Annotated in this window: 17 protein-coding genes; 6 read left to right on the top strand and 11 right to left on the bottom strand. The window is 67.3% G+C overall.

Annotation, left to right across the window (positions count from 1 at the left end; all coding sequences use genetic code 11):
• Nucleotides 1–57 precede the first annotated feature (57 nt).
• The 3 genes from ACM6LR_RS27320 to ACM6LR_RS27310 are packed head-to-tail and all read left to right on the top strand — an operon-like array spanning nucleotide 58 to nucleotide 2,744.
• Complete coding sequence (locus ACM6LR_RS27320; protein WP_414936301.1) at nucleotides 58–1,011, top strand: ABC transporter permease; 954 nt, start codon at nucleotides 58–60, stop codon at nucleotides 1,009–1,011.
• A 3-nt stretch (nucleotides 1,012–1,014) separates the two neighbouring features.
• Nucleotides 1,015–1,839, top strand: coding sequence for an ABC transporter ATP-binding protein (locus ACM6LR_RS27315; RefSeq protein WP_414936302.1), 825 nt, complete (start codon nucleotides 1,015–1,017; stop codon nucleotides 1,837–1,839).
• Nucleotides 1,836–2,744: a glycosyltransferase gene (locus ACM6LR_RS27310; protein ID WP_414936303.1), complete on the top strand. Its 909-nt coding sequence runs from the start codon at nucleotides 1,836–1,838 to the stop codon at nucleotides 2,742–2,744. The genes ACM6LR_RS27315 and ACM6LR_RS27310 overlap by 4 nt, the downstream gene beginning before the upstream one ends.
• Before the next feature lie 347 nt (nucleotides 2,745–3,091).
• On the opposite strand, the gene ACM6LR_RS27305 is transcribed toward ACM6LR_RS27310, so the two are convergent.
• The 4 genes from ACM6LR_RS27305 to ACM6LR_RS27290 form a co-directional block, all read right to left on the bottom strand.
• Nucleotides 3,092–4,606: a hypothetical protein gene (locus tag ACM6LR_RS27305; RefSeq protein ID WP_414936304.1), complete on the bottom strand. Its 1,515-nt coding sequence runs from the start codon at nucleotides 4,604–4,606 to the stop codon at nucleotides 3,092–3,094.
• A 12-nt stretch (nucleotides 4,607–4,618) separates the two neighbouring features.
• Nucleotides 4,619–5,167: a DUF3558 family protein gene (locus ACM6LR_RS27300; RefSeq protein WP_414936305.1), complete on the bottom strand. Its 549-nt coding sequence runs from the start codon at nucleotides 5,165–5,167 to the stop codon at nucleotides 4,619–4,621.
• 5 nt (nucleotides 5,168–5,172) lie between these two features.
• Nucleotides 5,173–5,649: a hypothetical protein gene (locus ACM6LR_RS27295; protein ID WP_414936306.1), complete on the bottom strand. Its 477-nt coding sequence runs from the start codon at nucleotides 5,647–5,649 to the stop codon at nucleotides 5,173–5,175.
• Between the two features lie 145 nt (nucleotides 5,650–5,794).
• The gene (locus ACM6LR_RS27290) at nucleotides 5,795–6,559 is read right to left on the bottom strand and encodes an ESX secretion-associated protein EspG (RefSeq protein ID WP_414936307.1); all 765 of its coding nucleotides are present in this window, start codon (nucleotides 6,557–6,559) and stop codon (nucleotides 5,795–5,797) included.
• A gap of 114 nt (nucleotides 6,560–6,673) precedes the next feature.
• Between ACM6LR_RS27290 and ACM6LR_RS27285 the strand changes: the two genes are divergently transcribed.
• Complete coding sequence (locus ACM6LR_RS27285) at nucleotides 6,674–6,916, top strand: hypothetical protein (RefSeq protein ID WP_414936308.1); 243 nt, start codon at nucleotides 6,674–6,676, stop codon at nucleotides 6,914–6,916.
• 373 nt (nucleotides 6,917–7,289) lie between these two features.
• Here ACM6LR_RS27285 and ACM6LR_RS27280 read toward each other — a convergent pair whose 3' ends face one another.
• Nucleotides 7,290–9,215 (bottom strand): glycosyltransferase, encoded by a 1,926-nt coding sequence (locus tag ACM6LR_RS27280; RefSeq protein ID WP_414936309.1) that lies wholly within the window; start codon nucleotides 9,213–9,215, stop codon nucleotides 7,290–7,292.
• Between the two features lie 6 nt (nucleotides 9,216–9,221).
• The gene (locus tag ACM6LR_RS27275; RefSeq protein ID WP_414936310.1) at nucleotides 9,222–9,701 is read right to left on the bottom strand and encodes a GtrA family protein; all 480 of its coding nucleotides are present in this window, start codon (nucleotides 9,699–9,701) and stop codon (nucleotides 9,222–9,224) included.
• Nucleotides 9,702–9,802: 101 nt separating this feature from the next.
• Between ACM6LR_RS27275 and ACM6LR_RS27270 the strand changes: the two genes are divergently transcribed.
• Complete coding sequence (locus tag ACM6LR_RS27270; RefSeq protein WP_414936311.1) at nucleotides 9,803–11,173, top strand: FAD-binding protein; 1,371 nt, start codon at nucleotides 9,803–9,805, stop codon at nucleotides 11,171–11,173.
• Entirely contained in the window at nucleotides 11,170–11,925 is a 756-nt protein-coding gene (locus tag ACM6LR_RS27265) for a decaprenylphospho-beta-D-erythro-pentofuranosid-2-ulose 2-reductase (RefSeq protein WP_414936312.1), read from the top strand. The genes ACM6LR_RS27270 and ACM6LR_RS27265 overlap by 4 nt, the downstream gene beginning before the upstream one ends.
• A 90-nt stretch (nucleotides 11,926–12,015) precedes the next feature.
• On the opposite strand, the gene ACM6LR_RS27260 is transcribed toward ACM6LR_RS27265, so the two are convergent.
• The 5 genes from ACM6LR_RS27260 to glf form a co-directional block, all read right to left on the bottom strand.
• Nucleotides 12,016–13,524 carry a hypothetical protein gene (locus ACM6LR_RS27260; protein ID WP_414944780.1) on the bottom strand — a complete coding sequence of 503 codons (1,509 nt, stop codon included), beginning with the start codon at nucleotides 13,522–13,524 and terminating at the stop codon, nucleotides 12,016–12,018.
• Nucleotides 13,525–13,612: 88 nt separating this feature from the next.
• A complete protein-coding gene (locus ACM6LR_RS27255; protein ID WP_414936314.1) occupies nucleotides 13,613–13,942 on the bottom strand; it encodes a hypothetical protein in 330 nt (109 codons plus the stop codon).
• Nucleotides 13,943–14,039: 97 nt separating this feature from the next.
• On the bottom strand, nucleotides 14,040–15,005 hold the full coding sequence (locus tag ACM6LR_RS27250) for a decaprenyl-phosphate phosphoribosyltransferase (RefSeq protein ID WP_414936315.1): 966 nt from the start codon (nucleotides 15,003–15,005) through the stop codon (nucleotides 14,040–14,042).
• Complete coding sequence (locus tag ACM6LR_RS27245) at nucleotides 15,002–15,517, bottom strand: phosphatase PAP2 family protein (RefSeq protein WP_414936316.1); 516 nt, start codon at nucleotides 15,515–15,517, stop codon at nucleotides 15,002–15,004. Before ACM6LR_RS27245 ends, ACM6LR_RS27250 begins: the two co-directional genes overlap by 4 nt.
• Complete coding sequence (gene glf / locus ACM6LR_RS27240) at nucleotides 15,510–16,736, bottom strand: UDP-galactopyranose mutase (protein ID WP_414936317.1); 1,227 nt, start codon at nucleotides 16,734–16,736, stop codon at nucleotides 15,510–15,512. The genes ACM6LR_RS27245 and glf overlap by 8 nt, the downstream gene beginning before the upstream one ends.
• Nucleotides 16,737–16,813: the final 77 nt, after the last annotated feature.

Below are 16,813 nucleotides of genomic sequence, written 5' to 3'. Positions count from 1 at the left end.
TCCGTGTCCGGACGGGGCGGCCCAGGCACCGGCCGCCCCATCGGTACCCTCGTTCCCGTGCATGCCACCAGCACGGTTCACGCCGCCGACAGTGCTGCGCCGACCTCGGTCCCGCCGATTTCGGACAGCAAGACCTTCGCGCGCGCGTTCGCCGACATCAAGACCGGTTTCGCCGCCAAAGAGCTGTGGGGACACCTCGGCTGGCAGGACATCAAGCAGCGCTATCGCCGCTCGGTGATCGGCCCGTTCTGGATCACCATCAGCCAGGGCGTCATCGCACTCGGCCTCGGACTGCTGTACTCCCAGCTGTTCAACATGCCGACGGCGACGTTCCTGCCCTACATCAGCACCGGCTTCATCATCTGGGGCTTCATCAGCGGCTGCCTGTCCGAGGGCATGGAGACCTTCATCTCCAACGAGGGGCTGATCAAACAGCTCCCGGCGCCGCTGTCGGTCTACGTGCTGCGGACGGTCTGGCGCCAGACCCTGATGCTGGTGCACAACCTGATCGTTTACGTGATCGTCGTTTCGATCTTCTTCACCGCGCTGAACCACAAGTACACGCTGAACACCGGCAACTGCGACGGGAACTTCTCCGGTATCTGCCACCCCGGTATCGGCTGGTACTCGCTCACCGCGATCCCCGGTTTCTTCCTGCTCGCCCTGAACGCCGGCTGGGTCACCTTGCTGCTGGGCATCATCTCGACCCGCTACCGCGACATCCCGCAGGTGATCAGCTCGGTCATTCAGCTGCTCTTCTACCTGACGCCGATCGTCTGGCCGATCGACCAGCTGATGGACGGTGGCGCGCGGGTCGGCACCTCGTGGGCGCTGCCCTACGTTTACGGCAACCCCTTGTTCCATTTCATCCAGATCGTGCGCGCGCCGATGATCGGGCAGGCCGTCAGCCCCTACAGCTGGGTGGTCGTGGGTGGCATCACCGTCATCGGCTGGATCCTCGCGCTGGTCGCGATGCGTAATTACCGTTCCCGCGTCTCTTATTGGGTGTGACAAGTGGTCAGCATTGATGTGCACAACGCCTTCGTCGACTTCCCGATCTTCGACGCGAAGACCCGCTCGCTGAAGAAGCGGGTGCTGGGCAAGGTCGGCGGCAAGATCGGCACCGAGAGCAAGGTGCCGATCATCGAAGCCCTCCACGACGTGACGCTTTCGCTGAAACAGGGCGACCGCGTCGGCCTGGTCGGCCACAACGGCGCCGGGAAGTCGACGCTGCTGCGACTGCTGTCCGGAATCTACGAGCCCACGCGCGGCTCGGCGAAGATCTCCGGCAAGATCGCGCCGGTCTTCGACCTCGGCATCGGCATGGACCCGGAGATCTCCGGGCTGGAGAACATCATCGTCCGCGGCCTGTTCCTCGGGATGACCGCGAAGCAGATGGAAGCCCGCGTCGACGACATCGCGGAGTTCACCGAACTCGGCGACTACCTGCAGATGCCGTTGCGGACCTACTCGACCGGTATGCGCGTGCGGCTGGCGCTCGGCGTGGTCACCTCGATCGACCCGGAGATCCTGATCCTCGACGAGGGCATCGGCGCGGTCGACGCGGCGTTCCTCAACAAGGCGAAGGACCGGCTTAAGGACCTCGTGAAGCGGTCCGGGATCCTGGTGTTCGCCAGCCACTCGGACGAGTTCCTCTTCGAGCTCTGCGACTCCGCCATCTGGATGGACGAGGGGCATGTCAAGCAGCGCGGTTCGCTGCGCGACGTGCTCACCGGCTACAAGGGGCGCGACCCGTTCGAGAGCATGAGCAAGGAGACACTGCAGCGGTTCGGCATCGAGCCGGAGCCGGTGTCGCTGACGAACGGCGGCCAAGGATGACCAGCGAGACCCGGCAGTTACCCGAAGGCGCCGTCGTCGGTGTCGTCGTCACGCGCCATCGGCGGGAACTGCTTTCGGACTCGCTGAAGGTGATCGCCGCGCAGACGCGGCCGATCGATCACCTCGTCGTGGTCGACAACGGACCGGACCAGTCGGCTCGGGGCGTCGTCGAGGACTATCCGCTTCCCTTCACGTACCTGCCTTCACACCGCAATCTCGGCGGTGCGGGCGGGTTCGCGCTCGGCATGCTGCACGCGCTTTCGCTGGGCGCGGACTGGATCTGGCTGGCCGACGACGACGGCCGCCCCGCCGACGAGAACGTGCTCGCGATCCTGCTGGCCGAGGCCGAAAAGCGGGGCCTTGCCGAGATTTCCCCGGTGGTGTCCAACATCGACGCGCCGGACAAGCTCGCGTTCCCGTTGCGGCGCGGGCTGACCTGGAAGCGTTCGTCGTCGGAACTGGGCGTGGACTTCCTGCCAGGTATCGCCTCGCTGATGAACGGCGCGCTGTTCCGCGCGTCCACTTTGGACGTCGTCGGCGTGCCGGACCTGCGGTTGTTCTTCCGCGGCGACGAGGTCGAACTGCACCGGCGCCTGGTGCGCTCGGGACTGCCGTTCGGCACCTCGCTCAAGACCGCGTACCTGCACCCGGACGGCTCGGACGAGTTCAAGCCGATGCTGGGCGGCCGGTTCCACGCGCAGGATCCGGAGAACGAGGTCAAGCGCTACTACACCTACCGCAACCGCGGGTACCTGCTGTCGCAGCCGGGCATGCGCAAGATCGGCGCGCTCGAAGTGGTGCGGTTCGGGCTGTACTTCGTCGGTGTGAAGCGGGACCCGAAGGCGTTCCTGCAGTGGCTCAAGCTGGTGCGCCAGGGCCGCAAGGAGAAGTTCTTCCGCTACTGAGACGGCTTCCAAGTACTTGAAGGCCGCCGCCTTCCGTGCGCTAGGCGCCAGGGCCCCGGCAAAGTCGAGGTCTGCAGGTCAGGCGAATATTCGTCGCTATGTGACCTCGCGAAGCTTGATCAACAGAGGTTCAGGGACATGCTCCCTCCGGTAGACGCCCGAGTGGGGAGGATTTAGGACGTTGAACGTCCGAAATCCTCCCCGCTCGACCCTTACGGGCACTGGCGATGCCGAACCCGGATTACCACCAGCAGTGCAGACCAGCAGCTCTGCGACCCTGCCACTAGGCGCGGGGGCCTCCATGGACTTCAAGCGGGCAAAAGCGCCGGTACCGAGCCGGACGTCCTCTATTCGCCGATCACCGGCGGCGCGGTGCGCATGTCGGTCCCGAAGACCTCGTCCGGGTCGCCCTCGACGAGGTACGTCGGACGCTGGTGCTCGGTGTCCTCGTCCCCGTCCGCCTGCTGACCGCGGCCACCCATACCGCCACCCATACCGCCACCCATACCCGGCCCGCCACGACCGGCCGCGCCACCGCCGAGACCACCCATACCGCGGCCCGCCGCCGCTTCGGCGGCGCCGACACCGCCGGGACGGGCCGCGCCGGACGCGGACCCCGAACCGGGCGTGGAACCGGCGCCGCTGCCGGGGCCGAATCCGGTTCCGCCACCGCCGCGGCTGTTTCGTCCGTTGTACTCGGAATCACCCATCCCGCCGCCGCCCATCATGGGCGCCATCGGCATGGGGCTCATCGGCATCGCGTTCGAGTTCGAGGGACCGGGCGTGCTGATCGGCGCCGGTCCGCCCTGGAGACCGGACGGTGTCGTCCCCGAGGGGAGGCTGCCGGATCCCGTGCTCGAACCGGGGCCGGGGAGGTGGCCGGTGCCACCCGGCGGGATGGCGGTGCCGCCACCGCCGCCGCCCCCACCGCTGCCAACTCCACCGCCACCGCCCCCACCGCCGCCGCTACCGGGCGGGATGTAGGTGTTGCCGGGCGGGTTCGAACCAGGCGGGTTCGAACCGGGAGGCAGCTCGTACGGCTGCGGCCTGATCGGGGTTTCGTCGATGCCTCCACCGCCGCCCACGCCGAACTTCGGCGGCTCGGCGAACGCCGGCTGCTTCGACGCGGCCTCGTACAAGGACTTGTCGTAGGCCTGCATGGCGGAAGCCGCCTGGGTGTGGGCCTCCTGGCTGTCCTTCTGCTTCTGGATGGACTTGTCGATGTTGTCGCCGAGGTTGAACGGGTTCGACGTCATCCAGCCGCCGACCTCGTCCTTCCAGTTGAAGGGGATCGGCGCGGGCATCACGTTCTTCACGTGGGAAGCCGCGGTGCCCTGGTCGTAGATCGTCTCGGACGCGAGCTTCGCGTTCTGGGAGTTCGTGTCCGACCACTTGCTGAGGCTCTTGAAGTAGCCCTGCGCGTTGCCCGCCGCGTCACCTTCCCAGGTGCCCTGCGACGCCGTGACGGCCTTGTCCATCGTCGTCGAGAAGGTGTTGAACGCCTTGTGCAGGTCGTGGTACGCCGTGGAGACCTCGGTGACCTGCTCGACGTTCAAGTCGCTCTTGATGAACTGCTCGAGCTTCTCGTGGTCGTAACCCTGGTAGTCCGCGTTCGACGGCTCCAGCCCCTCGACGTACTGGACGTCGCCGTTCTTGGTCAGCTGATCGACGTTCTTGTCGCCGACCTCCTGGGACTGCTGGTGCGCCTTCCCGGAGGCCATGAACTGCTTGACCGCGCCGAACAGCCAACCGTCACTGGGGTCGACGCCCTCCTGGGCCTTCTGCTGGAAGTACGCGTCCCGTCCCGCGGGCGAAAGGTCGGAGACCTGCTTCTCGCTCAGGTTCGGTGTCTTCGTGGTCATCCTGATTCCCCCTTAGCTCTTCGGAAGCTTCGGTTCGACGATGTCGGCAACCTTCTCGGCGATCCCACAGGCCTTCTCGGTGTCGTCGGCCGCGACCAGGACGTCGACACGCGCCGACGCGCCGAGTTCGAGGGCCATCAAGCACCCCGCCGGGGGCCTGGGTGCCAGAACCGCCTTGCGCCCGTTGACATTGCCGGTGGTCTTGCCGTTACCGGCGTCGCTCACCGTGTCGAGACCCTGTGTGTCACGGACACCGACACCGATCGAAAGGCTTTCCGAGGCTGTCGCCGCCTCCTTGTTGAGCGTGCAGAGACGGGCTCCGCCCGCGTTTTCGGTCGTCGGTGGCTTGAATGTCCCATAGGACGCCAGGTCCGTCGCGCCGACGAGTGAACACGGGTCGATCGACGCGGTGTCCGCGCCGGACGTGGGCGCGGCGCCGGACGCGCTCGACGACGCGGGAGGGGCTGACGGCGCGGGACTGGCGTTTCCCGGCTTTTCGCTGGAGCACGCGGCCAGCAGCAGGGCGGCCGCGGCGAGCGGCACCACGTAGAGCTTCTTCATCGTCCTCAGGCCTGAACCTTCTTGGTGGCGTCGAGCGCCCGGTCTTCGGCACCCTTGTACAGTCCGGCGGCCCTGGCCAGCGCCTCGTCGGCGTCCTTGACCACCTGCTCGAACTGCCCGATGACCGCGCTCGCGGAGTTGGCCGACTGGGCCGCGCCCTTGTGGTCGTGGGCCGCGACCGCCTTGCCGTAAGGGTGGCCACCCAGCTGCGGTGCGTCGTTCAGCGCCATGGTCTTGATCTTCAGCGCGCTGAGTTCCTCCGACATGTTCGCCAGCGCCTCACGAAGCGGCTTGACACCCTCTTCGCTGATCTTGAAGCCGCCGCTCTTGGCGGCCGAGACCAGCTTCTGGGTCTCGGCGCTGACCTTGGCGATCGCCTCCTGGTTCAGCCCGCCCTTGGCCACATAGCCGGCTGCCGCGCCCATGGCGGCGCCGATCGAGTAGTCCGGTGCCGCCTGTCCGCCGTCCGCTTCGAAAGCCATCGTCCGCCCCACTGCATCGTCTGCTCGCCCGTGCGTACCGCCCGGCAGTCTACTAGCCGGGCAATCGGCGCAACGGTGATTCTCCGATCACCGAAGATCTCTCCAAAACTGTGACGAAACAGGCGTCAACCCGGTTCCCGACGGTTCAGAACTGGCCTTCGAGCTGGGCGTACAGCTGTTGCGCGATCCTCGCGTTGTCGGCCGGAGCGTAGGTCAGCCAGCTTTGCCCGTCGGCCGCCTGGCGCGAGGTCATCATGAACCGGCCAGCTTCGGTGTCGAACCAGGCCAGCGGCGGGAAGACCTGGCCGCCGCGGATGAACACACTGAACTGGCCCACGCGCGTCTTCGGCTTCTCGAAGATCCGCTCCACCTGCCGCTGCTGCGGGTTCGACCCGTGAGAACGGGGACCGCTGACACCGGCGAAGGGGTCGTAGGCGTCGTCGTTGCGAGGGCGCTTCGGCGCGCTGACGGGCTTCGCGATGGTGACGGACTGGCCGGGGCCCGCAGGGGTGAGCGGCAGCAGGTCGACGATCGACGCGACGATCGCGGTCGGCCTGGTCTCCTCGAAGACGAGCAGGTTCTCCTCCTGGCGCGCGACGACCGCGAACTGGCCGTTCGTCGCCGCCCTCGCGAAGAGCTGCTTGTCCTTGTCCATCTGCGCGACCGCCCAGACGGCGAGCTGCGGGTTGACGAACGTGGCGAGCGCGAGTTCGACGTCGGCGTCGAGCCTGCCGCCGCGCATCAGGCCGCGGCCTTCGAGATCACGGAAGACTGCCTCACGCACCATCGCGCGCTGATCGGTCGTGGTGCCGATGTGCGGGACGTCGAACGGGACCGGCGCCGGCCCGAACCGGCCGTGTTCGAGCAGGATGTCCACCGCCGCCAGCGACAGCGAGAACGAATGCGGCATCGCCTTTTCCCCCCGCGGGTGTCTTGTTCGTCGGGATGAACGTAGTCCACGTACCCGATACGCCCGCAGCGAACCCGCTTGCCCGGCTGTGATCAAGACTGGTGCCATGGGTCCATGGCAGATCAGAAACCCGCGCTCGTCCTCCATCTCGCCGCCGGCGGGGAGCCGCTGCTCTTCGCGCTCACGGCGGAAGAAACCGAACGGCTGACCAAGGACCTTTCGCATTTCGTCCGCACCGGTTCGGTCCAGACGGTCCAGACCAAGGACGACTCCGAGGTGGCGATCAACTTCTCCCATGTCGCCGCCGCCTACATCGACGACCTGAACCGCAAGAACCGGGTGTTCGGGTTGCACTAGTCGCGGGAAGAGCTTCAAGCCCGTCTTGATCTCCGGGCGGCTGGCGGCGACCAGCAGGAAGGTGGCTTTCCGGACGAACCGCTGGGGGTGTCGTCCGGCGACTACCGACGTGCTGCCGTTGGCCGCGACCAGCGCGCCCGCCGCCCGGGCCGCGGGCAGTGACGGCGAATCGGCGAGGCCCGCGTCGAGCCGCTCGCGGACGGCCACGTCGGTCGAGACGGTGCTCCACGCGGCACGACACACCGCGGGACTGATGCCCCCAATGCCACATTGGGGGCAGCGACCCTCAGCCCACTCACGACCCTGGGCCCAGATGCAAGGAACGGTCCGTTCCTCGCGAAATTTGCGAGGAACGGACCGTTCATGGCATTGCCTACAGCTCGTAGAGCCGCTTCCAGTTGTCCCGCGACGTCAGTTCGGGCATGGAGCGCTTGTACTGCTCCTGCACCGCGGCGCCTTCCTTGCGAAGCCGCTGGATGACCTTCGCGCCCTTCCGTGCCAGGTCGAACATCTTCGCGCGGTCGTACGAGCGGACCCGCACGCCTTCCTGCGATGCGTCGGTGACGACGGCGGTGTCGAAGGTCGCGACGTGCCACCAGTGGGCCTCGTCGATCGGGATCGCGCCGAGCGAGTGACGGCTGCGGCCCAGCACCCGGTCGAAGATCCGCTTGATCAGCACCAGGCGCTGCATGCTGGGCCGCGGCGCGCTGTTGATGATGCCGATGTCGTTCGACGCGATGCCCGGGACGTCGGTGGCCTTGTGCCGCTTCGTCTCGGGGAACTCGTCGCGGATCCGGCGGATCTCCTTCATCGCGGCGACGCCGCCGTCACGCAGGACCTCCGGCCCCTCGAGGAAGTCCTCGACGGCCTTGATCAGCGTGGCGGACAGGCCGTACTGCATGCCGAGCAGATACCGGACCAGCTGCGCGACGAGTACGCGCGAGAGCAGGTTCAGATTGAACGGCGAGTGCAGCGCGGCGGTGATGATCGAGTTCCGCAGGTTGAAGTAGCGGTGCCACTCGTCCCAGTCCTTCCAGTGGAAGTCGGCGTGCCAGACGCCGGCGCCCGGAAGGGTGACCGTGGGGAAGCCGTGCGCACGGGCGCGGTAGCTGTACTCCGCGTCATCCCACTGGAAGAAGAACGGCAGCGGGTAGCCCGTGGCCTTGACGACCTCGTAGGGGATCAGGCACGACCACCAGCCGTTGTACCCGGCGTCGAGGCGGCGCTCCTGGCGGTTCGGCTTGAGGGTCTCCTCGTCGACGCCGAGCAGGTCGGCGGTCGAGAGCGAGTGCGTGACCGGCTGGCCGGGCTCCAGCGTGTTCAGCCGGGCGTACTCCGCGCCGACGTGCAGCTGGTTCGGGTGCAGCAGGTTCAGCATCTGCCCGCCGACGATGACCGGGTTGACCGTGCGGTTGGAGAACGCGGTCATCCGGATCACTAGATCCGGCTCCAGCAGCACGTCGTCGTCCATGAACAGGACGTTCGCGTGCTCGGTCTCGGTGTGCCCGGCGACCTCGTAGAGGCCGCGGGTGAAGCCGCCTGCACCGCCGAGGTTCGGCTGCTTGATGTAGTGCAGCTTGTCGCCGAGGTCCTTCGCGACCTGCTCGAAGCCGTCACGCGACTCGACGAGGTCGGTGCCCTGGTCGGCGACGTAGATCGCGTCGAGCGTCTCCAGCGAGGAGACGTCGGCGGCGAGCGCCTGCAGGTTCGACAGGCAGTCGTCGGCGCGGTTCATCGTGCAGATGGTCACCGCGGTCGGGCGGATCTTCTCCGGCGCCTCGACCGTCCAGCGGACGTTCTCGACGCGGAGCGACTGGCCGCCCTCGGTCTCGAGGTCGAGCCAGAGCGCGCCGCCGTCGTAGAACTTGTCGAGCTTCGCGGACAGCGTCACCTTCTGCCGCTTCGCGCCCGCGACGATCTCGGCGGCGACCACACGCGAGTCGCCCTCGATGTCGGAAGCGCCGACGGACAGCTGCCCGTCACCGGTGACGACGGCCTCGACGGCGACCTCGGTCACGTCGGTCCAGCGCTGCCAGTAGCTCGCGGGGAAGCGCCCGAAGTAGGTGTTGCCGGACACCTTCGACGCCGGCTCGATGGCGATGCCCGCGCGCTCGCGCACGGCACTGCCCCATTCGAGCTCGGCGTAGAGGTCCTTGCTGACGATAGGGGCCGGGCCGGCGTAGAGCCCGCGCTGCGCGGTGAGACGGCCCTGCGGGGTGCGTTCCGCGAAGCGGGTGTCGTCGACAGTGCTCACCATGGCGCTCGGGGCCTCTCCGGTGACGGCGGCTTTACCGGGCATGAATCCTCAGTTCTCCTCTGTGCTTATGGCGGTGGCGCGGGGCTCACGGAAGACGACCCACTTGAGCATGACGAAATTGATCACGGTCGCGGTTGCCTGCGAAACGACCCAACCGAAAGTGGCCTTCCAGGCCGACTCCGGCAGGACGTGCAACATCGTGCGGTTGACGCCCACGGCGACGAGGAACGTTACGGCGTACAGGAGTACGAAGCTACCGATCTGACGTGCGCCCTCCTGGCGTCCACCGGCGAAGGTGAACTTGCGGTTCAGGAAGAAGGCGGTCGTGGTGCCCACGATGAAACTGAGCGCGCGGGCGATGTCCACCCACGGCGACACGTCCATTCCGAGGGCACGAAGCCCCTGGTAAACACCGAAATCAACCAAGGCGCAGAAGCCGCCGACGAGCGCGAAGCGGATGAGCTGCCCGAGCAGCCCGGGAGGGGACGGCGCTGCCGTCGAACCGGCTTGCGGGTCGGTCGCCACCACTGCTCTACCTCATAAACTGCTGGGGCTGGTGCCCAAAGTGTAGAAGCGAGCACTTCAGGGTCACGTTCCGGGCAGTGTTCGGCGTGGTTACCCTGGTCGGCGTGACCCAAGCACCCAAGACACAGCGGCAGACGCTCATGGGCTGGGCGAGGACGTCGCCGAGTATCGCGGACGTCCTGAGCACCCCCGACGTGGAGTCCATCGCCCGCGCGGTGACGCAGGCCGGGGAACGCGGGGTCATCGCGCGCGGTCTCGGCCGGTCCTACGGCGACCCGGCCCAGAACGCCGGCGGCCTGGTCATCGACATGACCGCGCTGGACCGCATCCACTCGATCGACCCGGATTCGGGCATCGTCGACCTCGACGCGGGCGTCAGCCTCGACAAGCTGATGCGAGAGGGCCTCCCCTACGGCCTTTGGGTCCCGGTGCTGCCGGGTACCCGGCAGGTGACCATCGGCGGAGCGATCGCGAACGACATCCACGGCAAGAACCACCACTCGGCTGGCAGCTTCGGCAACCACGTCGTGTCGCTGGACCTCGTCACCGCCGACGGCCAGGTGCGCACGCTGACCCCGGAGGGCCCGGACTCGGAGCTGTTCTGGGCGACAGTCGCGGGCATCGGCCTGACCGGCGTCGTCGTCCGGGCCAAGATCCGGATGACGAAGACCGAGACGGCTTACTTCAAGGCCGACATCCAGCGCACGGCGAATCTCGACGAGACCCTGGCGCTGGTCACCGACGGCTCCGAAGACAACTACACGTACTCCTCCGGCTGGTTCGACTCGATCTCCACCGGTTCGAAGCTGGGCCGCGCCGCCTTTCAGCGCGGCTCGCTCGCCAAGCTGGACGAGCTGCCGCCCAAGCTGCGCGTGGATCCGCTCAAGTTCAATCCGGGCACCCTCGCGACGCTGCCTGACGTGTTCCCGAACGGGCTGGCCAACAAGCTGTCGTTCTCGGCGATCGGCGAGCTGTACTACCGAAAGACCGCGAAGAACGCGCGCGACCAGATCCAGAGCCTGACCGCGTTCTACCATCCGCTGGACCTGTTCGGCGAGTGGAACCGCGCCTACGGCTCCAGGGGTTTCCTGCAGTACCAGTTCAGCACGCCGCTGAACGCGCACGAGCCGCTGCGCCGCATCATCCAGAAGGTCGCCGACTCCGGGCACGTGTCGTTCCTCAACGTGTTCAAGCAGATGGGCGAGGGCAACGCGGCGCCGCTGTCGTTCCCGCACCCCGGCTGGATGGTCTGCCTCGACTTCCCGATCAAGGACGGCCTGAGCCGCTTCTGCCAGGAACTCGACGAGGACGTGCTCGCGCTCGGTGGCCGCTTGTACACGGCGAAGGACTCGCGGACCTCCGCGGAGAACTTCGCGAAGATGTACCCGCGGCTCGAGGAATGGCGCAAGGTCCGCGCTTCCGTTGACCCCGAAGGCGTTTTCGCCTCTGACATGTCCCGAAGGTTGGAACTGTGATCGACGCTGTTGGCAACCCCCAGTCCCTGCTGCTGCTCGGCGGCACGTCCGACATCGCGCTCGCGATCGCGGAGAAGTACCTGGCCGAGCGCCCCCTCCGGGTCGTGCTGGCCGGGCGCCAGTCCCCGCGGCTCGACGCCGCGGCCCAGCGCTTGAAGGACAAGGGCGCCGAAGTGTCCACTGTGGACTTCGACGCCAAGGACACGGACTCGCACCCGGCCGTGCTGGACAAGGCCTTCGATGGCGGCGACATCGACGTCACCGTCGTGGCTTTCGGCCTGCTCGGCGACCAGGAGGAGCTGTGGCAGGACCACGCGAAGGCCGTCGAGGCGGCGACCGTGAACTACACGGCCGCGGTTTCGGTGGGTGTCGCGCTGTCGAACAAGCTCAAGACGCAGGGCCACGGCAAGGTCATCGCGCTGTCGTCGGTCGCCGGTGAGCGCGTCCGCCGGTCGAACTTCGTCTACGGCTCCTCCAAAGCCGGTTTCGACGGCTTCTACCTGGGTCTTGGCGAGGCCCTGGCCGAGTTCGGCGTGCAGATCACCGTCGTCCGCTCCGGCCAGGTCCGGACCAAGATGACCGAAGGTCTCAAGGACGCCCCGCTGACGGTGGACGCCGCGCAGGTCGCCGAAACCTCGGTCAACGCCTCGCGCGCCGGTAAGGAACTGGTGTGGTCGCCCGCGCCGTTCCGCCTGGTCATGTCCGCCCTGCGGCACATCCCCCGGCCGATCTTCCGGAAACTGCCGATCTAGGGAACGACAACCCCCGCATTTAGTCCTCTAGTTGCGGTAGTTGCGCGTGCAAGGACCGCAACTAGAGGACTAATTGCGGCGGGTGGGGGGCTACCGGGTCGCGGGCAGCAGGTACAGCTTTTGGGTGCCCATCCACGGTGAGCTGATCGTCCAGGTGGCCAGTGCGTTCGGTGGCGGTGCCCTCCGGGTGGTGGCCAGCACCAGGTCCGGGGTCGCGGGCGGGACGCTGTGGTCGAAGAACCGGAAGTTCGCTGCCAGCAGGGCTTTGCCGAGATCACCGCTGCGGTTCTTCGTCTCGACGATCGCCGGATCGACCGAGCCGCGATCGGAGAACTGGTCGACGATGTCGCAGTCGCAGGCGTAGGCGAGCGCGCCGACCTCACCGGCGCTTTCCACCTTGCGCCCCTTGGTCAGTTCGCCCAGTTGCGAGCCGATCTCGCGGTATTCGTCGGACGCGGCGTGGTTGCTGGTGATCGGCGCGAACCGGCGCGGCAATTCGGGAGTCGCGTAGGCGACGGCGCTCACGAGCAGGAACGCGCCGGCGAGGGTTCCCGCGCCGAGCCGGGCGCGGCCGGGTACCGCGCAGGCAGCGGCGGCGAGGAAGATCGTCGCGCCGGTGATGCTCGGCGCGTAATACCAGTGATAGGGCGGGACATTCAGCCAGCAGTACGCCAGATAGTGCGCCGCACCGGCGATCGCGAGCGTCGCGAACGGCGCCAGCCGCTTCGCCTGTTCCGAGCCACGCCGGTAGTGAAATGTCCACAGTAGACCGACGAGACCGCCGATCACGAGCGGCAGGAAGGAAAGCGTCGCCGCCACCGGGAAGTTGCGCCAGTACAGCAGCGGCCCGTTGGTGAAGCTGAACGCTCCCCACGACCGCTGCATGATCTTGATGACCAGGGTGTCCGGCACCGCCGAACCCAGCACCAGCCAGCTGAACACGAACCACGGCAGCATCACCGCGAGCGCGGCGAACGTCATCCGCCAGATACCCGCCCAGAACTCGCGGCGCGCGAGGAACAGGACGAACGCGATCAGCAGCAGGTCGATCCGGATCAGCGCGATCAGGCCGATCATCGCGCCCGCGGCGGCTGGACGGCGTTCGTGCAGGAACACCATCAGCCAGACGACGGCCGCCGAGCCGAGGGCGACTTCGAGCCCGACCGAGGAGATCAGCAGCGGGTTCACCAGCAGCAGGCCCAGCGCCAGCGGGGCGAACCCGCCGGGAAGGGCGGTCGCGGCGGCGATGCGGCGCAGGCCGAGCACGAGGGCCACCTGGCTCGCGACGAAGACGATCCCGGCGGCGAAGACGGCGTCACGGACGATGAACGTGACGAGCGCCAGTGCGAGGACGTTCAGCGGTGACGTCGCGGTGTTGGCGGTGCCGTCCTCGATCAGGCCCCAATGGCCGTGGAAGGCGAGGTTCTTCGCATACGACAGTGTGATGTACGTGTCGTCGATCAAATGCCCGCTGACCAGCACGAACACCAGGGCTGAAGCGACCGCCGCCCCGGCGGGCAGCGCCCAGGGGCGGGTAAGGACGGCGGCTCCCGGCAGCGCACCGGAGGCCTGGGTCAATTCAGCGGAGGCGCTTCGCATCACGAACACCGTACACGGTGTCGTGATGTTTCCGTTATCTACCTCCGTGGGCTGGTCACGCCGCGGCGGTCCCACGGACAGGTGATGCTCAGTTTCCGTCGTTACGCCGACCGCGGTCACCAGGACCCTCACGGAAGTCGCGGTGCGCGCCGGGACCGTCCGGACCACGGTGTTCACGGGAGATCCCCGGCCGGTCACCGTGCCTGCCGACGGCGAGACCGACGGCGGTGCCGAGGACACCGCCACCGAGGATGAAGCCGAGCAGGCCGACCGCGACCAGTTGAGTCACCCGGGCGGCGGCGAAGCGGCGGAAACCGCTCTTCTTCGGGCCCGCGACCGGCTGAGCTACGGGCGCTGGGGTTTCGGCGGGCTGCTCGACCGTCTTGTCGTCGTCGGACGGCCGCTGCGGGTCGCTCATCTTTCGCTCCTGGGTCGATGGGAGCGGGCGCGGTGCCCGCTTCCCTCACCGAGGATGCGTGCGCAACCTGTGGATGCGCTGTGCCGGAGCTGTCGAATCAGAGGTAGAACGACAGGAACAGCGTGATGACCCAGCTCGCGCCGAGCACCTGGAGCACGCGGTCCTTGAGTGCGATCTCCTCCGGCTCGCCCGCGTTGCCGCCGTCGACGTCGACGGCGTAGCGCAGCACGGCCACCACGAACGGGACCATCGAGACGATCGCCCAGACCGAGTCGCGCTCCGCCTGGCGGATCTCGAACGCCCACAGGCAGTACGACATGATCAGGATCGCCGCGGACGTCGCCCAGACGAACCGCAGGTAGCTCGCCGAGTACTTCTTGAGCGAAGACCGGATCTTCGCCCCTGTGCGCTCGAAGAGCATGATCTCGGCGTAGCGCTTGCCCGCCACCATGAACAGCGAGCCGAACGCGGTGACCAGCAGGAACCACTGCGAAAGCGCGATACCCGCGGCCACACCACCGGCGATCGACCGCATCAGGAAGCCCGAGCCGACGATGGCCAGGTCGACCACCGGCTGGTGCTTGAGGCCGAAGCAGTAGCCGAGCTGGACGGCCTCGTAGACCGCGAGCACGACCGCGAGCTGCCAGCTGGCGAGGAACGAGATGCCGAGGCCGGCGGCGAAGAACACGCCTGCCGCGACGAAGGCCACCGGCACCGGCACGATCCCGGCCGCGATCGGCCGGTTCCGCTTGGTCGGGTGGGCCTTGTCCGCCTCGACGTCGATCGCGTCGTTGATGAGATAGACCGAGGAGGCCACCAGCGAGAACGCCGCGAAGGCGATCACCGCGGCGATCAGCAGGCCGGTCCGGTCCGTCGACTTCGAAAAGGCGAAGAACGGTGCGGCGAACACCAGCACGTTCTTCACCCACTGGCGCGGGCGTGCCGTCTTGATGATGCCGCCGACGAGACCGCCGGCGACCTTCTTCGGTTCGGCGGCCTCGGTCGCGGCCACGGGTTCTACGTCGTCAGGCTTCGAATCGGCCTTCTCGGTCGTTTCACTCATCGTCGCTTCAGCTTCCTACGTATCAAGCCGCCGACTACGCCCCCAAGGGCAGCTCCGGCCAGTACGTCGGTCGGGTAATGGACGCCGAGGACGAGCCGGGAGGCCAGCATCGGCGGTACCAGGGCCGGGACCAGGTTACGCCCGGTCAATCCGGAGTAGAGCACCGCCGCCGCCGTAGTGGAGGTCGCGTGCGAGGACGGGAAGCTCAGTTTGCTCGGCGTGGAGACCAGGACCTCGACGCTCGGGTGGTCCGGTCGCGGCCGCCTGACCACGCGTTTCACCGCGATGGAGGCGGCGTGCGCGCCGACGACGCCGACCGCCGCGACCAGCCAGTCCTTGCGGCGCTTCTTGTCCACCGCGGCCCCGACGAGGCCCAGCGCGAACCATCCCGCGCTGTGCTCGCCGAAGTGCGAAAGACCCCGCGCCGCCTTGACGGTGACGCCACTCTTCAGGACGCCCTGCGCCTTCGCCAGAACCGCCACCTCGCCGGTGGGAGCGCCCTTCTCAAGCATCGAGGGACCCGTCGAGAGGCGCGCCATCGGTCAGGTGCGGCGCGATCTTGTTGTCGAACGCGGACAGTGCCGAGCCGATGGCCATGTGCATGTCGAGGTACTTGTAGGTACCGAGACGGCCGCCGAACAGCACGTTCTTGTCCTTGGCCTCGGCCTTCGCCAGCTCGCGGTAGGCCTCGAGCTTCTCGCGGTTGTCCGGGGTGTTGATCGGGTAGTACGGCTCGTCGGCCTCACCGGCGAACCGGGAGTACTCGCGGAACACGACGGTCTTGTCGTTCGGGTAGTGCTTGCGCTCCGGGTGGAAGTGCCGGAACTCGATGATCCGGGTGTAGGGCACTTCTTCGTCGTTGTAGTTGACCACCGAGGTGCCCTGGAAGTCACCGGTCTCGACGACCTCGGACTCGAAGTCCACCGTGCGCCAGGTGAACCGGCCGGCGGAGTAGTCGAAGTAGCGGTCCAGCGGACCCGTGTAGACGGTCGGCGTGCCGGCGGGGATGTGCTCACGGACGTCGAAGTAGTCGACGTTCAGCCGCACCTCGATGTTCTCGTGCTCGGCCATCTTCTCGAGCCACGCGGTGTAGCCGTTGACCGGCAGACCCTCGTAGGTGTCGTTGAAGTACCGGTTGTCGAAGGTGTAGCGGACCGGGAGCCGGGTGATGATGTCGGCGCCGAGGTTCTTCGGGTCGTTCTCCCACTGCTTGGCCGTGTAGGCCCGGATGAACGCCTCGTACAGCGGGCGGCCGATCAGCGAGATCGCCTTCTCTTCGAGGTTCTGCGCGTTCGCGGTCTCGAACTCCGACGACTGCTTGGCGATCAGCTCACGGGCCTCGTCCGGCGTGTGCGACTTGCCGAAGAACTGGTTGATGAGCCCGAGGTTCATCGGCAGCGGGTAGACCTGCCCCTGATACTTGCCGAAGACCCGGTGCTGGTAGCTCGTGAACTCGGTGAAGCGGTTGACGTACTCCCACACCCGCTTGTTCGACGTGTGGAACAGGTGCGCACCGTAGCGGTGCACCTCGATCCCGGTCTCCGGCTCGGCCTCGGAGTAGGCGTTCCCACCGAGGTGGTGGCGCCGCTCCAGCACGAGGACCTTCTTGCCGAGCTCGGCCGCGGCCCGTTCGGCCACGGTCAGCCCGAAGAAACCGGACCCGACCACGATGAGGTCGTAGCCGGTGAAATCGGCTTCAGTAATCTTGTCGGGGTTCGTGTGCGCGCTCACGGGCGTCGAGGGTACGCAAGTCGGCTCCGTGCCCTGCAGCGAGCACCGGTTTTCACCTTCGACAGACAGATTTTAGG

It is taken from the genome of Amycolatopsis sp. cmx-11-32 (assembly GCF_047608695.1).
Lineage (GTDB): Bacteria > Actinomycetota > Actinomycetes > Mycobacteriales > Pseudonocardiaceae > Amycolatopsis.
The sequence above is the reverse complement of the archived record's forward strand: the minus strand, read 5'-3'. Positions and strand labels throughout refer to the sequence as shown.

Bases quoted from the DNA above. Each gene is read 5' to 3' on its own strand.
- ACM6LR_RS27290 (WP_414936307.1), bottom strand. From the start codon at position 6,559: ATGCCGCATTCGTTCTCGCTGTCGCTGGCGGCGGTGGACATCCTGCTC.
- ACM6LR_RS27250 (WP_414936315.1), bottom strand. From the start codon at position 15,005: ATGAGTGAAACGACCGAGAAGGCCGATTCGAAGCCTGACGACGTAGAA.
- ACM6LR_RS27280 (WP_414936309.1), bottom strand. From the start codon at position 9,215: ATGCCCGGTAAAGCCGCCGTCACCGGAGAGGCCCCGAGCGCCATGGTG.
- ACM6LR_RS27260 (WP_414944780.1), bottom strand. From the start codon at position 13,524: ATGCGAAGCGCCTCCGCTGAATTGACCCAGGCCTCCGGTGCGCTGCCG.
- ACM6LR_RS27295 (WP_414936306.1), bottom strand. From the start codon at position 5,649: ATGGCTTTCGAAGCGGACGGCGGACAGGCGGCACCGGACTACTCGATC.
- ACM6LR_RS27245 (WP_414936316.1), bottom strand. From the start codon at position 15,517: ATGCTTGAGAAGGGCGCTCCCACCGGCGAGGTGGCGGTTCTGGCGAAG.
- ACM6LR_RS27255 (WP_414936314.1), bottom strand. From the start codon at position 13,942: ATGAGCGACCCGCAGCGGCCGTCCGACGACGACAAGACGGTCGAGCAG.
- ACM6LR_RS27300 (WP_414936305.1), bottom strand. From the start codon at position 5,167: ATGAAGAAGCTCTACGTGGTGCCGCTCGCCGCGGCCGCCCTGCTGCTG.
- ACM6LR_RS27305 (WP_414936304.1), bottom strand. From the start codon at position 4,606: ATGACCACGAAGACACCGAACCTGAGCGAGAAGCAGGTCTCCGACCTT.
- ACM6LR_RS27285 (WP_414936308.1), top strand. From the start codon at position 6,674: ATGGCAGATCAGAAACCCGCGCTCGTCCTCCATCTCGCCGCCGGCGGG.
- ACM6LR_RS27310 (WP_414936303.1), top strand. From the start codon at position 1,836: ATGACCAGCGAGACCCGGCAGTTACCCGAAGGCGCCGTCGTCGGTGTC.